Genomic DNA, 15,110 nt, shown 5'->3' on the forward strand with positions numbered 1-15,110 from the left:
AAAGTGTTATGTTATCAGTAGATTATATGAAAATTACAAGCTTCTTCGCGGCGATCGGACTGATGCTGTTGACGGCATGCTCAAGCACCCCTGAAATGAATGCGGCCAATTCAGCCGGCGGCGGGTCGACCGGTGCGACCTCTACCTCTTCGCCACTCTACCTGATTGGCCCAGGCGATACCCTGAATGTTTTTGTCTGGGGAGACCAGGAGCTGACGACCGATGTGGTGGTTCGTCCCGATGGCCTGATAACCACCCCCTTGGTGGAAGATCTGCAGGCCAGTGGCAAAACCCCAACAGAGTTGGCTAGACATCTGGAGGCCAGGCTCTCCAAGTTTGTCAAAAACCCCAAGGTCACCGTCAGCGTACGGGAGTTTATCGGTCGCTATACCGAACAGGTTCGTGTCGTCGGACAGGCATCCGAGCCCCAGTCCCTTCCGTTCCGTGAAGGCATGACCCTGCTGGATGTGATTATCGAAGTTGGCGGTTTGACTGAATTCGCTTCAGGTAACAGAGCTAAGATCGTGCGTAAAATCGAGGGTAAAATGTCTGAATATCGGGTCAGACTGGATGATCTGATTCGTGACGGTGATATTTCAGCCAATGTCAGAATGATGCCGGGTGATGTGCTGATCATTCCGGAAACCTGGTTTTAATTGATCGACCAGGGCTATATTCAGACTAGGTGCTATTGAATTGGAATTGGTTTAAATGAGCAGCATAGAAAAAGCGATTGAACGTCTCGAGAAATCCAAAGCTGGGAAGAAGCCTGTGGATCGGCCAGCTGTGGAGGTTGAGCCGGAGAAAACGGCAACGCCCGAGGTGGCTCCAAGCGAAACGGTCGCTGCTTCCCAGCCTGTGGAAGAGAAGGTTTCTCCAGCCGTGCAGGAGACCGTCAAGGAGAGCAGTGAAGAGGCAAAACGAATCAACCTCGACTATGAAGCGCTCTCCAGCAACGGGTTCATCGTGCCACACTCCGGCAATAAGCAACTCTCTGAAGAGTACCGGATCATCAAAAGGCCGTTGATTCGCAATGCGTTGGGAAAGGGGGCTGCTCCGATTTTCCATGGTAACCTGGTCTCCATCGCCAGCTCGCTCCCGTCCGAAGGCAAAACCTTTACCGCAATGAATCTGGCCCTGAGTATCGCGACTGAAATGGATACTACGGTACTGCTGATCGATGGGGATGTGCTGAAATACTCACTGAGCCGTCTGCTCGGAATCGAAAATGACCCGGGTCTGATCGATCTGTTGAGTAACAAAGAGTGCAATGTGAGTGATGTCATCATTCACACTCAAATACCCCGTTTGAAATTAATCGCAGCGGGTCACCGGTCTGAAAAATCAACCGAGCTGCTGGCCAGTAAAGAGATGGAGCGACTACTGGATGAGTTGTCCAGTCGCTACAGCGACCGGATCATCATTTTCGATTCATCACCGATTCTGGCGACCAGTGAAGCGGCCGTGCTGAATCAGCATATGGGACAGATCCTGTTGGTTGTCGAGGCCGGTGAAACAGCTGTGGATGCCATTAAGGACTCCCTCTCCCGACTGGATCAGGAAAAGGCGATCGGTCTGGTGTTGAACAAAAGCCGGGAAGACAAAGGTTCCAACTATTACGGCACCTACTATTAACCCGGCATACTTAGGGCCTGTTAACACGAGTCTACTCATACCCTGGGTATCGGTGTGCCCTGGTTTCCACTCTGTGCAATCACTCAGTCCTGTTCTGCACGCGGCACATCCGCACGGCTTTCTGGGTTGAAAGGATGATTCAGTTATATCGACTGAAAATCACCACTTGTGTTTCGATTTGAGCAGACCATACTGAAGTGAAAAGCCGTATTTGCCTGATTCAAGGTGTATTAAATACTGCTAAAATTGTGAAAATAATCCCAAAATAAACGATTACATCCACTGAAAACCACTTGTTTTTATCCCCTTGTTAAAGCCTGTTTTTCGTGCTGGGATATGAATGATTTTATTCATAACATACTGAAATTAAACAGTTAATTAATTTTAATTTTTTTGGACTATGCTGGATTCGACCCCCTCTTACAACGGCTTGGCAAGGGCTGAGTGCAACTTGTGAAGTCCTCTGTTTGGCTGGATAATGCAGCGCAATCTGAAGTATATGATTTCATTAGACATAAATTTGGCTGAGTAAAAAAACATGAAAATAGGCCTGTTAAAGGAGTCGGTGGTAGGTGAGCACAGGGTTGCTCTGTCACCTGACATTACAAAAAAACTGATCGCGAAAGGCTTTGAAGTCGATGTCACGGAAGGTGCCGGCGAGAATGCCCATTTTTCCGATGCCCTGTACAGCGAGGCGGGTGCGCAGATTGTTTCAGCGGCAGATGCGCTGAAAGCGGACATTCTGGTACGGGTACGCAAACCATCGGCCGATGAGGTGGCCGATCTGCCGAACGGGGCGATTCTGATATCGCATATTGAATCCTGTGATCAGGATGAGACCCTCAAGCAGATTCTTGAGAAAGAGGTTGTGTTTCTCGCGATGGAGCGGATACCCCGGATCTCCAGAGCCCAGGCTATGGATGCCTTGTCCTCTCAAAGCAATATTGCCGGCTATCGTGCGGTGATTGAAGCGGGTGCTCATTACGGACGCTTTCTCCCTCTTATGATGACTTCGGCAGGCTCGGCTAAACCGGCAAGACTGGTTGTACTGGGCGCCGGCGTTGCTGGTCTGCAGGCCATCGCCACGGCGAAAAGGCTGGGTGCAGAAGTGTTCGCCTACGACATCCGGCCTGAAACCAAAGAGCAGATCGAATCCCTCGGTGCCAAAGCGATCGAGCTGGATATCGGTGAGAGTGGCTCCGGTGAAGGTGGCTATGCGAAAGAGTTGTCCGACGAGGCGAAGGCAAAACAGCAGCAGGCGTTGGCCGATGAGCTGAGTAAAGCCCATATCATCATCACAACCGCATTGATCCCCTGTCGTCCCGCACCGACCCTGGTGAGTGAAGAGGTGATCAAAAACATGCGTGAGGGCTCAGTGGTCATCGATCTGGCGGCTGCAAACGGAGGCAATTGTCCGCTGACCGAAGCTGACAAGGTGGTGGTCAAGCATGGTGTCACTCTGGTAGGGCATACCAACTATCCCTCGATGGTGCCATCGGATGCCAGTGCCTTCTATGGAGGCAACATAATGAACCTATTGAATATCATGGTGGAAAAAACGGATGAAGGTCTGGTCCTGAAAGATCTGGAAGAGGACGAGATTACATCGGCTATGCGCCTTAAGCCTGAGTGATGATTGATCACAAGGTGTTGAGAAAAGCGCAATTCAACAAATAACGATAAAGAGTGATCCTATGCCTGACACACTAGTCGCACTATATGTATTTGTTCTCTCCTGCTTCATCGGCTACTGGGTGATCTGGGGGGTAACCCCGTCACTGCACACCCCGTTGGTGGCACTGACCAATGCGATATCCGGAATCATCATCGTCGGTGCACTGCTGGTAACCGGTCTCGAATCGGTTGGCACGGCGGCAGAGATTTTTGGCTTTATTGCAGTGTTTTTGGCCTCAATCAATGTATTCGGCGGATTCCTGGTAACCAATCGCATGCTTGCCATGTTCAAGAAAAAAGATAAGTGAGAACCTGAGCAATGGAGATTTCAGCAAACACCCAGTCGATCGCTTACCTGATTTCAGCGATTCTATTCATACTGGCCCTGAAAGGCCTGACACATCCCGCTTCAGCAAGACGCGGCAACTATCTCGGCATGATCGGTATGGCGATTGCCATACTGGCCACCCTGTTTGGCAGTGAAGTTCAATCCTACGGTTTCATCGTCGCCGGTGTTGCCGCCGGTGCATTGATCGGCTCCGTTGTCGCGGCAAGGGTTGAGATGACCGCGATGCCCCAGCTGGTTGCCGCGTTGCACAGTTTTGTGGGTATGGCCGCGGTACTGGTAGCGATCGGTACCTATCTCAACCATGATGCCGCCGGCACACTCAACCCGGTGATGATGGGTGAGTTGTCCGTTGGAATCATCATCGGTGCAATCACCTTCTCCGGCTCGGTGGTGGCATTCGCCAAACTGCAGGGTCTGGTCAGCGGTGCGCCGGTCAAGTTCAAAGGTCAGCATATGCTGAATGCCGCGATCGGTGTAGCCACGGTTCTGCTGGGGATTCATTTCGGTATGACCGAGAGCATGACCTCACTGGTGCTGATGACCCTGCTGGCCTTCGTGCTCGGTTTTACCCTGATCATACCGATCGGCGGAGCGGATATGCCGGTCATTATCTCCATGCTCAACAGCTACTCCGGATGGGCTGCGGCCGCAACCGGTTTCACCCTGGGTAATCTGTTGTTGATCATCGTCGGCGCCCTGGTCGGCTTTTCCGGCGCCATCCTCTCCTTCATCATGTGTCGGGCGATGAACCGTTCGATCATCAATGTGGTGTTTGGCGGCTTCGGCAGCGAAAGCGGTGGTGAAGCCAGTGCAGTAGGGCAGGCGGCGCAAAAAGGTGTGAAGTCCGCCTCAGTGGATGATGCCATCTACTGGATGGAGGATGCGGGCAAGGTGATCATCGTACCCGGCTACGGTATGGCGGTCGCCCAGGCTCAGCATGCCTTGAAAGAGATGATGGAGCTGCTCGAAGCGCGCAACGTCGAGGTTAAATTCGCCATTCATCCAGTGGCGGGTCGTATGCCCGGCCACATGAATGTACTGCTGGCGGAAGCGGATATTCCCTACGATCACGTGCAGGAGATGGATGAGGTCAATCCTGAATTCCCGACTGCGGATGTGACCCTGGTGGTTGGCGCCAATGACGTGGTCAATCCGGCCGCCAAGTCGGACTCCTCCAGTCCCATCTACGGCATGCCGATTCTGGATGCCTCCAAGTCACGACAGGTCTATTTCCTCAAGCGCTCCATGAGTCCCGGTTATTCCGGGGTGGATAACCTGCTCTTCTATCAGGATAATACCTCTCTGATCTTTGGCGATGCCAAGGATACGATAGAGGGCATGGTTTCTGCACTTAAAGGGGGCGGTCATTGAGACCGGCCAGAGGTGCAAAAACAGCGGGCTTCGGCCCGCTTTTTTCGTTATGGCAGATTGGTTTTATGGTTACCCAGGGTGATGATATGGCCCTGTAAGGGTAGCGGTTTAAGGTTATTCAAAGCTCAACAGAATCGGGCAGATGCACGAAAGCTTACACAACAAATCACCCCTGATGGATGATCTACCGGATCCGGCAGAGCTGGAGCTCTGCATGCTGGCGGATCGCCACCGCTTCAGGCAGCGCCTGAAAGGGGTGAAAAAGCGACTGGCCAGTGGTGCCGATTACAGCCAGGCAGCGCTGAAGCTTGTGCAGCAGATCAGGGCATCACAACAGCGTCTGCAGCAACGCCAGGCAAACCTGCCGGTGCCTGCATTTCCCGCCGAGCTGCCGGTCAGTCAGCGTCTTGATGAGATCAAGACGCTGATTGCGGCAAACCAGGTGGTGATTCTGTGTGGTGAGACCGGATCCGGCAAATCGACGCAATTGCCGAAGATCTGCCTCAGCCTCGGTAGAGGAGTCTCAGGCTATATCGGTCATACCCAGCCCCGGCGTATGGCGGCCCGCTCACTGGCGGCCAGGGTGGCTTCTGAGCTCGACTCCAAGACCGGTGAACATGTGGGCTACAAGGTGCGCTTCAGCGACCGGGTAGGACCGAATACCCTCATCAAACTGATGACCGACGGTATCCTGCTGGCAGAGATTCAGCAGGATCCCTATCTCAACCAATACGATACCCTGATCATCGATGAAGCCCATGAGCGGAGTCTGAATATCGATTTCATCCTCGGCTATTTGAAACAGCTGCTGCCGAAACGCCCGGAGCTGAAGCTGATCGTTACCTCCGCAACCATCGATCCTGAACGCTTTGCCGAACACTTCAGCCAGGCGCCAATCATCGAGGTATCCGGACGTACCTACCCGGTAGAGGTCCACTATCGGTGCCAGGAGGAGGAGCCGGAAAATGAGCGTGACGATCCGATGCAGCAGGGGATCGTGGAGGCGGTGGATGAGCTCTCAAGACACTCCCAGGGGGACATCCTGGTATTTCTCAGTGGCGAACGGGAGATTCGCGAGACCGCTGAGAATCTGCGCAAGCACAAACTGAAGGCCACGGAACTGGTGCCCCTCTACGCCCGGCTAAGCGCCCAGGAGCAGGCACGGGTCTTCAAGTCCCATACCAGTCGACGCATCGTTCTGTCCACCAACGTGGCCGAGACCTCACTGACGGTGCCCGGTATCCGCTACGTGATCGATACCGGATTTGCCCGCATCAGTCGCTACAGCCATCGCAGCAAGGTGCAGCGACTTCCTATCGAACGGGTCTCCCAGGCATCCGCCAATCAACGCAAGGGGCGTTGTGGACGGGTTGCTGCCGGCATCTGTATCCGTCTCTACAGCGAACAGGATTTCGACGACCGCCCAGCCTTTACCGAACCCGAGATACAGCGAACCAATCTGGCTTCGGTCATCCTGCAGATGAAGCTGCTGGGGTTGGGGGATATCAGTCAGTTTCCCTTTATCGATCCGCCGGATAATCGTCTGATCAAGGATGGCTACCGGGTGCTGGAGGAGATCGGCGCCGTGGATGGGGATCGCCGGGTCACCCGTTTGGGGCGCCAGCTCTCACGCCTGCCGGTTGATCCGCGAATCGGCAGAATGCTGCTGGAGGCGGCACACCACCATTGTCTCAATGAAGTGATGGTGATCGCCGCCGCTCTGAGTGTGCAAGATCCCCGTGACCGGCCCGTGGAGAAGCGGCAGCAGGCTGATCAAGCGCATTCCAAGCATCAACATGAGCAATCGGATTTCATGAGCTATTTGAGTTTGTGGCAGGAGGTCGAGTCCCAGCGCAAGCATCTTTCGAGAAGAAAATTTCATAGCTGGTGCAAACAGCACTTCCTCTCCTGGAACCGGCTGCAGGAGTGGCATGACATCCATGCCCAGTTACGTGGTCAGATGCACGAGATGGGGTATCGCGAGAACAGTGCGGAAGCGGGTTACCAGGAGATCCATATGGCACTGCTCAGCGGTCTGCTGAGTCATATCGGATTCAAAGGCAAATCCCATGACTACCTAGGAGCACGAAACAGCCACTTTTTTATCTACCCGGGATCCGGGCTTTTCAAGAAGCAGCCCAAGTGGGTGCTGGCCGCAGAACTGGTGGAGACCAGTAAGCTGTATGGCAGAAACATCGCCCAGATACAACCGGAGTGGATCGAAACGTCGGCCGGTCATTTGTTGAAGCGCAGTTACTCGGAGCCCCACTGGGAGAAGCGGCGGGGACAGGTGGCCGGTTATGAGAAGGTGACCCTGTTCGGCATCACCATCGTGCCCCGCAGAAAGATCAATTTCAGTCCGGTGGATCCGCTGGTGGCCAGAGAGATCTTCATACGCTCTGCCCTGGTGGACGGAGATTTTCATACCCGTGCCCCGTTCTGGCGACACAATCAGGAGCTGATTGCCGACATCCATGCCTTGGAAGCCAAGTCGCGGCGACGGGATATTCTGGTGGATGAGGAGCGCATCTACAGCTTTTACGATCAGCGGATTCCAGAGGGTATCTGCACCACCCCGGGATTTGAAAAATGGCTGCGTAACCAGACTAAAAAGCAGCCGAAACGGCTCTATCTGAGAGAGCAGGACCTGATGCGGGATACCTCACAGCAGGTTTCAGCCGAGCTGTTTCCCGATCGATTCAACCTGAATGGCATGCAGCTGCCCCTGGAGTACCACTTTGAACCGGGCAGTCAAACCGATGGGGTAACCCTGGTGGTGCCTCAGGATGTGCTGAACCAGGTCAGTGACGCCCGCCTGCAGTGGCTGGTGCCCGGCCTGTTGCGTGAGCGGGCGATCACGCTGATCCGGGGGCTGCCGAAGGCACTTCGCCGCTCCTTTGTACCGGTGCCTGATTTTGCCGATGCCTGTCTCAAAGGTATCTCGCCCAGCGATCGACCGCTGGTGCAAGTGCTTGGCGAACGACTGAAAGAGCTGACAGGTGTTCATGTTCCTGAGGACGCCTGGAGTCAAACTGAGATACCCGAACACCTGCAGATGCGGCTCAAAGTCGTTGACGAGGCTGGCAAAGGGCTGGAGTCCAGTCGCGATCTGACGGGTTTGAAAAAACGTCATGCCACCCAGAGCAGGGCAGAGCATCGTCAACTCAGTTCCCCGGAATTGGAACAGAGCGGAATCAAGAGCTGGGACTTTCCACCGCTACCGCAGCGGATGTCGGTTGCCCAGGGTGGCATCCAGCTACAGGGTTACCCGGCCCTGATCGACGATGGGGAGAGTGTCTCAATCCGCTTGCTGGATGCGGAATTCAATGCCCGCCGGCTGCATAAGGCAGGGGTACGACGCCTGCTGATGATCAAGCTCTCCAAAGAGACCCGCTATCTGCGCAAAAATCTGACCAACCTGGATCGCATGCGACTGCTTTATGCCAAGGTCCCACCACCGATTCAGGGAGTGGCCGGCTCCGGCAATAAAAACCTCGAGGATGAGCTGGTGATCAAGGTGTTTGATCAGACTTTTCTCGACGGGCAGGCGGAAATCCGGGATAGGGAGAGTTTCGAATCCCGTTATCAAGCCTGCAAGGTCGAGTTGATGAGCAATTCGAATACACTTTGTGAACAGCTGCTGAAGATCTTTGAGGTCTATCATCAAGCCCATCGCACCATTCATGGGATCAATCAGATCAATTGGATGAAGTCGGTGATGGATATGCGGGAGCAGCTTGATCGCCTGGTCTATCAGGGCTTTCTGCAACAGATACCTGAAAATCAGTTGAAGGAGTACCCCAGATACCTCAAAGGATTATTGATGCGGGCTGAAAAGCTGAGTCATACCGCAACCAGGGATCAGCAGCGGATGGCTGAGATGGCGGAGCTGCTGCGGAAGTGGAAACAGTGGGATGAGTTGTGTCGAAAGGAGGCCAGAACGGATCAGCGCATCGAGGAGATCCGCTGGGGACTGGAGGAGTTGAGAGTCTCCCTTTTCGCCCAGGAGCTGGGTACCAAGTATCCTGTCTCGGTAAAAAGATTGTCCAAGCGTGCCCGGGAGCTGGGGCTCTGATTGCCGCTTCAGTAGAGTTTCATCAAAGCGTTATCCGGCGGTCATCAATTGGTCAAAATCAACCGATATTATTGCAACCGTTAGGAGCGATCCCTGAAGGTCTCTAAACCGGTAAATTGATAACAGGGTCTTTCAACAAGGGGCCGTTCCGCATTCCAGTCTCGCGCCTTGAGGATAGAGGCATTAAGGTGGGTTGAATACCCGCCTTTTTTATTTCCCCAATTGCAACAACAGCATAGCTTGGTTTGCTCTGGTCTGGTCAGGCTGGAGTCCGACAGGTTTTGTGCCACATCGACCGCTCGCTGCTGAGCTTCTGAATCACTCACTTTCTTGGTGCAATGGATGCCTCATGGTATCTTTCATTCCCAACTTACCCCGGATGGAAGCAGACTCTGTAAGTCAGAGGCCATGTCTGCCCGGTGATTTGACGCACGAGTTTGGAGAGTATAAATGGCAGAATGTTATTGCGGGTCCGGTGTTGATTTCGATGCTTGCTGTGGACCGATCCTGGAAGGCAATGCACAAGCGGATACCGCAGAAGCGCTGATGCGGGCGCGCTATTGCGCTTTTGTTGTCAATAATCCGGAGTTCCTGCATCAATCCCTGCATCCGGACCACCGTCACGACCATGACGTCAATGCCACCCGGCGTTGGGCGGAGAACTCCGAATGGCTGAAATTGGAGGTGGTCGACTCATCAGCCGGTGGTGCAGATGACGAGCAGGGGAGTGTGGAGTTTATCGCCACCTACAAAGAGCAGGGGATGGTTCGGCCCCATCACGAAATCAGCCGCTTCATCAAACAGGAAGGCAGCTGGTATTTTGTCGACGGTGAACTGGTGGCTCCGCAGACCGAGGTGCGCAAACAGCCGAAAGTCGGCAGAAACGATCCCTGTCCCTGTGGCAGTGGTAAAAAGTACAAGAAGTGTTGTGGGGCGTGAATCGATACCGGTGCGGCCCGATCGGCAATTTCAAGTTTCAATTGCCAGCGCCGACACCTTAGGTAACTGAACGACTCAAGGATCAGCCGTGACGCTATTGACGATGAAAACAGCCAGAGAGTGCCTGGGAACCCTGTTCCTGGCGGGGCTTGTTTTTGTCGTGCCCCTGAGTGCCGAAGCGGAAATCTACAAGTACAAGGATTCCAGGGGGGGTATCCACTTCACTGACAAACCCATGAAGGGTAACTACCGGCTGCTCTGGCGCAGCGGCAAGAAGCAGAGCCGCAAAGGCCGCTTCAGTATGAAAAAGTTTAGGCAAAACAAGGCTGAAGTCTCACCGTACATCGATGATATCGCGAAACAGCTGCATCTCCATCCCGGACTCCTGCATGCCATTGTCAGGGTGGAATCGGCTTACGATCCCAAAGCTGTCTCACACAAAGGGGCGCAGGGGCTGATGCAACTGATGCCGGCAACGGCAAAACGGTATGGTGTGGAAAATTCCTACGATCCCCGGCAGAATCTGCGGGGTGGGGCAACCTACCTTAAGGACCTGCTGAGAATGTTTGAGTATGACATCAAGCTGGCACTTGCGGCTTATAATGCCGGTGAGAATGCGGTGCTCAAGTACGGTAAACAGATTCCGCCCTATCCTGAGACCCAGAAATATGTGAAGAAAGTGCTGAACGAATTCGAGCGTAATCGTTTGGCGATGCTGAACTGATTCGAATTAAATCGATATCGCCGACTCGCCACACCGCCACTCAGGGCAGTGCATCATGTAAATCCCATTCGTGATAATTGACTCTAGCGTTACTGCTCAGAGTTCCACTCCAGAATCAATCGATCGATGTAGAGCACATCGTCGCTCGAGATCTCGGTGATGCGAAAACCGCTCCAGAAGCTCTCCGGATGGGAGGCTTCGGTAGTCCATACCGCTTCTGCACTGAATGCCACCGGTTTCTGCGTCTCCTGAAATGAGGGACCAATCAGATTCAACTGGTAGACGGTGCCGATCAGCATCGGTTCCTGGCTGAGTAACATGAAGCCTTCAGCACTGATATTGACAATGCGCCCCAGTGTATTGCCGGTGACCTGATCCTGAATCTCTAAAACCTGATCAGCCACTTTACGGGGGGATTGACGTTGCTCTTGCATGGTTACTCCTTAGGGCCCATTGGGTTGATGATAAAAAAGCTCCACATTAACGGGCTTCTTTCCCATCATTCTCCTCGTCATCAATCAGCTCACTGGCGATATCTTCTGTGGTTTTCAGTGAGCGCTGCAGCATGCGCCGGATGGCATGCAGGGTTCTTTCGACAAATGGGTCGCCACTGTCTTCCAGAATGGTGGATTCACCAATTAGAATCTCTTGAGCAAGGGTCCTCAATGGTTTGATGGCGGTCTGCACACCCGCACGGTCGACAAACATGCATGAAGCGGTCAGCGGGCTGAGCCAGGAGAGTTTGACCTTCTTCGATTCGCCGCTCTGTGCATCGTGAATTTCAAACCAGGTACCGAAGCGAATCTTACGCAATTTCTCCATCATGGCGGCTTCGTCTTCGGGGATCTCTTCGTCGCCCGATGCGGCTTCCGCATCGGCTTCACTGACAGCGGGCTTGCTCGGGACTGCCTTCAGCTGAGGCTTGGCGGCGGTTTCTTCTGCCTCTGCTACCTTTTCTGCCTGTTTGGGTTGCGCCGGCTCTGGTTTTTTCGGTGCTTGTTTGAGTGCCAGTTCCGAGGCAATGGATGTGGATTGCGCACTGCTCAACAAGCCGAACAGAGTCTGACTCTTTTCTTGATGGAAGCCGCCCAACGTGGCTAATCCCTGTTCGATGGCCTTACGCAGGTCCGGCAGACTCTGCTCCAGCTCTTCACGCTCTTTGTCCGATTTAGGTTCGAAAGCCCAGGCAATCTCATCGGCGATACGCAAGGCTTCCTTCCAATCTTCACTCATCTCCCCATCAGGATGGCGCAGCAGCACGAAGATCAGTTTGTCTACCCAGGTCTGCTCAAGAAACTCTTTGGCCGGTTTTGGCAGGTGCTCACTGAAGGAGCGTGCTTTCATCTCCTGGGAGGCGCGCTGTCGTGCAATGTTCAGCTTCTCACGGCCCTTGATGGAATCCTGGGCACGCTTCTCGAGGATGTCCGATTTGCGACGGAACTCATCCATACGCTTCTTGAAGTTCTCCAGCAGCGTGCCGAACAGACTGACATTGTCGGAAAACTCCTTCAGAACCCGGTCGACCACATTCTGCATATCGGGGTAGATGCCCCGTTTCAGATTCCGTTCGTCGATCCAATGGCTGCCCGCTTCAACCAGGGCATCAAGCAGTTGTCTGGCCTCGTGGCTGCTGTCGGTCAACAGCTTCCGATCGATGATCGCAACTTTAAGATAGGGGGTATGCAGATGACTGATCAGGGCTTTCGCCACCGCGGGTAGAACAGGATCGTTGAGCATGTACTCAAACAGCATGCCCACCAGGTCGATGGTGTCCTCATCGGCTGCTTCAAGCCGGTCTGCACCAACCTCTGCATAGAGTTTGTGCCGCTCCTCGGCCAGGGTGTGTTTAACCCGGCTGAGAAACTGCTCGTCGATCTCGATGTTGGCAATCACATTGCCAGGCGCATTCACATCCGGTACATATTCGAAACGTTTTTCCGGCTGAATATTGTCGAGGGCGCTGACCAGGTTCTCCTGGCTGGCGGGTGGTGATGCACCGGGTTGTCTGCCGGCGGCCTGCGCGGCGGCGGCCTTGGCCTGGGTCTTTTCAGGCGATACCCGCCTGCGGTTTGCCATCATCTCCAGAATCGAGCCAAACAGCTCTTCGCCCAACTCTTCCTGGGTCTGTTCTGTGGCGGTTTCCGCATGCTCCCCATCCTTCTCTTCAGAGTCACCCCGCTCGGAATCCGGTGATTTCTGAATGGAGGGGCGCAAGTGGGGTAGCACACCAGCCTCTTTCAGGCTGTTGTTGAAGTCGTCATAGATGGAGCCGAGCTGCTTCAATACATATTTGTCGAACAGGGCCAGAATGATGACTTTGATTCGTGATTCCAGGCCGAGGGCGTCGATGGCTTCATTGAAGGCATGCGCCAGATGATGTGGGCCGGAGGGAATCTGTTTGTGTTTGACGCTATGTCCACCACTGACCACACTCAGTCTCTGGCCCAGGGCATAGAGCTGGGCGCGGTGTTGACCGACGGTGCGGCTGATCATGTTTTCCAGCGCGGTGTTGACGTCCATCGCCTCCTGGTCGACCAGTTCAAGTTCGGTATCCTCTTCCAGGCTTGAGAAACCGTCGATCTCAGGCTGATCACGCCAGAACTTGTCAAAACCCTCATTTATCAGCTCACGGAACTCATGCTCCACCAGGCCATGACGGTTACGGATCATCGCCATGGCTTCGAAAAAGCGGTTCTGCACCTCGTTGGTTTCAGCTTTCTGGGCGAAGCTCGTGAGTGCTTTGTCGGTGTTATTGAACAGCTCCGTCATCAATGCATTGATATAGACAAGGGCAGTATCCCTGCAACGATTGAGCAGTGGTTGGAACTGACTCTGATATCTGTTTTTTCTGTCTTGAGTAGACACGATGGACGGGTCCTTCAATGGATAGTTGGTAAGGTTGCCAGCATCTTATTACATTTTATCCCGCTGCAAGCATACCAAGTTCTGAGTAAAGCGCTATCCGACAAAGATTAGCATGAAGAACTCATTAGATGAATATTATCTTTCGTGAACATCCGTGAAGCGCGCTCTTTCCCGTGTGTTGGTTTTTCAATCATCACCTATGATTCTGTCGTCGTTATTACTCGGTGCGAGCAAGGTCTCCCCTTGGCCGATGGTTTTTGCGAATACCATCCGATAGGTGGCGCCATCCTCCTCCTGATGGGCGGCGCGAAGCGTTCTGACCTTTTCCCGCGCCGGTTTGTACTTCTCCTCTTCCTCGAGAAACTCTAGGGTCTGATCCGCTCTGACTTTGAAAATGAAAAATGGCATCTGACTGCATACTCCTGAATTTTCTTACTATCTTGATCAAGCTTCCTGTCATTATGTCGCTAACTAATGATAGAGGATAGCTTTATAAACCATTTAGGTTTCGGAGAATATCTATTAAACCTTTTAAAATCAGCAAATTGATTGCTTTATGGTTGGCTGGGTAATTACCTGATGAGGTGCGAGGCATGACTCCGCAACAACTTGTGATTGAGCTTGATAAGCTGGTCTCTTTACCCGATGTCTGTGTAAAAGTGAATCGCTTGATCGATGCACCGAACTATTCGGCATTGACCCTGGGTGATCTGATTGCTCAGGATTCGGATCTTTCAGCCCGTCTGCTGAGGGTTGTGAACAGTGCTTTTTTTGGCATGCAGGCACCCGTGGATACCATCTCCCGGGCGATTACCGTAATCGGTACGGAAGAGTTGCGCAACCTGGTGATGGCGACCACAGCAGCCAGAGTATTTACCGGTATACCCTCAGATCTGGTGGATATGGCGGAGTATTGGCGCTATTCCATCACGACTGGGGTGGTGGCGGGAGAATTGGCCGGTCATTGTAACGTGCTGCACAGTGAGCGGCTGTTTGTTATGGGGGTTCTGCACGATATCGGTCGCCTCGCCATCTATCTCAAGCTACCCCAGGAGGCCAGGGACATTCTTCTGATCACCGGGGGTGAGTATGGGCTGCTGGCGGATACTGAACAGGAGGTTCTGGGATTTACCCATATGGATGTGGGCGAGGCTCTGTTGAGGAAGTGGAAACTGCCTGAGAGCATCATCGATGTGGTGGCCTGCCATCACAAGCCGTCAACCACCAAGACCCATCAACTGGAGACCTCCTTGCTGCATATTGCGGCAGCGATCGCCGATGCGGATCTTAATGGTTACCCTCATGAAGAGGTTTGCGAACAACTCGATGAAGGGGTTTGGCAGATCACCGGTCTGCAACCGGAAGCGATTGACAGTTACCTGGAAGCGGTTCCCGACAAGGTGCTGGAGATCATGGATGTGGTATTGGCGCCCAAGCTGAAAGCGCGTATGCGCGAAACCCAGCTGACCAAGAGCTGA

The 15,110-nt window shown here is 53.5% G+C and carries 12 protein-coding genes; 9 read left to right on the plus strand and 3 right to left on the minus strand.

The annotated features are described in order from the left end of the window. The first annotated feature begins 26 nt into the window (after positions 1-26). The 8 genes from AC4IE8_RS21725 (at position 27) to AC4IE8_RS21760 (ending at position 10,767) form a co-directional block, all read left to right on the plus strand. Positions 27-656: an XrtA/PEP-CTERM system exopolysaccharide export protein gene (locus tag AC4IE8_RS21725; RefSeq protein WP_068993950.1), complete on the plus strand. Its 630-nt coding sequence runs from the start codon at positions 27-29 to the stop codon at positions 654-656. Between the two features lie 55 nt (positions 657-711). After that, positions 712-1,635 carry an XrtA-associated tyrosine autokinase gene (locus AC4IE8_RS21730; protein WP_490792034.1) on the plus strand — a complete coding sequence of 308 codons (924 nt, stop codon included), beginning with the start codon at positions 712-714 and terminating at the stop codon, positions 1,633-1,635. Positions 1,636-2,173: 538 nt separating this feature from the next. After that, complete coding sequence (locus AC4IE8_RS21735; protein ID WP_490792035.1) at positions 2,174-3,268, plus strand: Re/Si-specific NAD(P)(+) transhydrogenase subunit alpha; 1,095 nt, start codon at positions 2,174-2,176, stop codon at positions 3,266-3,268. A gap of 61 nt (positions 3,269-3,329) precedes the next feature. After that, positions 3,330-3,617, plus strand: a complete 288-nt coding sequence (locus AC4IE8_RS21740) for a proton-translocating transhydrogenase family protein (protein WP_490792036.1) — start codon at positions 3,330-3,332, stop codon at positions 3,615-3,617. Positions 3,618-3,628: 11 nt separating this feature from the next. Beyond that, positions 3,629-5,029 (plus strand): NAD(P)(+) transhydrogenase (Re/Si-specific) subunit beta, encoded by a 1,401-nt coding sequence (locus AC4IE8_RS21745; protein ID WP_490792037.1) that lies wholly within the window; start codon positions 3,629-3,631, stop codon positions 5,027-5,029. 142 nt (positions 5,030-5,171) lie between these two features. Then, entirely contained in the window at positions 5,172-9,104 is a 3,933-nt protein-coding gene (gene hrpA / locus AC4IE8_RS21750) for an ATP-dependent RNA helicase HrpA (protein WP_490792038.1), read from the plus strand. Between the two features lie 450 nt (positions 9,105-9,554). Then, positions 9,555-10,043: a YchJ family protein gene (locus AC4IE8_RS21755; RefSeq protein ID WP_068993933.1), complete on the plus strand. Its 489-nt coding sequence runs from the start codon at positions 9,555-9,557 to the stop codon at positions 10,041-10,043. An 88-nt stretch (positions 10,044-10,131) separates the two neighbouring features. Continuing rightward, the gene (locus AC4IE8_RS21760) at positions 10,132-10,767 is read left to right on the plus strand and encodes a transglycosylase SLT domain-containing protein (RefSeq protein WP_490792039.1); all 636 of its coding nucleotides are present in this window, start codon (positions 10,132-10,134) and stop codon (positions 10,765-10,767) included. 89 nt (positions 10,768-10,856) lie between these two features. Here AC4IE8_RS21760 and AC4IE8_RS21765 read toward each other — a convergent pair whose 3' ends face one another. The 3 genes from AC4IE8_RS21765 to AC4IE8_RS21775 all read right to left on the minus strand — a co-directional run bounded on the left by AC4IE8_RS21765 (position 10,857) and on the right by AC4IE8_RS21775 (position 14,040). Then, positions 10,857-11,201 carry a PilZ domain-containing protein gene (locus AC4IE8_RS21765; protein WP_490792040.1) on the minus strand — a complete coding sequence of 115 codons (345 nt, stop codon included), beginning with the start codon at positions 11,199-11,201 and terminating at the stop codon, positions 10,857-10,859. A 46-nt stretch (positions 11,202-11,247) separates the two neighbouring features. Then, positions 11,248-13,632 carry a DUF1631 domain-containing protein gene (locus AC4IE8_RS21770; RefSeq protein ID WP_490792041.1) on the minus strand — a complete coding sequence of 795 codons (2,385 nt, stop codon included), beginning with the start codon at positions 13,630-13,632 and terminating at the stop codon, positions 11,248-11,250. Positions 13,633-13,818: 186 nt separating this feature from the next. After that, on the minus strand, positions 13,819-14,040 hold the full coding sequence (locus tag AC4IE8_RS21775; protein ID WP_068993927.1) for a hypothetical protein: 222 nt from the start codon (positions 14,038-14,040) through the stop codon (positions 13,819-13,821). Between the two features lie 185 nt (positions 14,041-14,225). Here AC4IE8_RS21775 and AC4IE8_RS21780 point away from each other — a divergent pair, with 185 nt between their 5' ends. Next, positions 14,226-15,110, plus strand: a complete 885-nt coding sequence (locus AC4IE8_RS21780; RefSeq protein WP_490792042.1) for an HDOD domain-containing protein — start codon at positions 14,226-14,228, stop codon at positions 15,108-15,110.

This window comes from Candidatus Thiodiazotropha sp. AKAK2 (genome assembly GCF_058244685.1).

Bases quoted from the DNA above. Each gene is read 5' to 3' on its own strand.
- AC4IE8_RS21725 (WP_068993950.1), top strand. From the start codon at position 27: ATGAAAATTACAAGCTTCTTCGCGGCGATCGGACTGATGCTGTTGACG.
- AC4IE8_RS21730 (WP_490792034.1), top strand. From the start codon at position 712: ATGAGCAGCATAGAAAAAGCGATTGAACGTCTCGAGAAATCCAAAGCT.
- AC4IE8_RS21735 (WP_490792035.1), top strand. From the start codon at position 2,174: ATGAAAATAGGCCTGTTAAAGGAGTCGGTGGTAGGTGAGCACAGGGTT.
- AC4IE8_RS21740 (WP_490792036.1), top strand. From the start codon at position 3,330: ATGCCTGACACACTAGTCGCACTATATGTATTTGTTCTCTCCTGCTTC.
- AC4IE8_RS21745 (WP_490792037.1), top strand. From the start codon at position 3,629: ATGGAGATTTCAGCAAACACCCAGTCGATCGCTTACCTGATTTCAGCG.
- hrpA (WP_490792038.1), top strand. From the start codon at position 5,172: ATGCACGAAAGCTTACACAACAAATCACCCCTGATGGATGATCTACCG.
- AC4IE8_RS21755 (WP_068993933.1), top strand. From the start codon at position 9,555: ATGGCAGAATGTTATTGCGGGTCCGGTGTTGATTTCGATGCTTGCTGT.
- AC4IE8_RS21765 (WP_490792040.1), bottom strand. From the start codon at position 11,201: ATGCAAGAGCAACGTCAATCCCCCCGTAAAGTGGCTGATCAGGTTTTA.
- AC4IE8_RS21775 (WP_068993927.1), bottom strand. From the start codon at position 14,040: ATGCCATTTTTCATTTTCAAAGTCAGAGCGGATCAGACCCTAGAGTTT.
- AC4IE8_RS21780 (WP_490792042.1), top strand. From the start codon at position 14,226: ATGACTCCGCAACAACTTGTGATTGAGCTTGATAAGCTGGTCTCTTTA.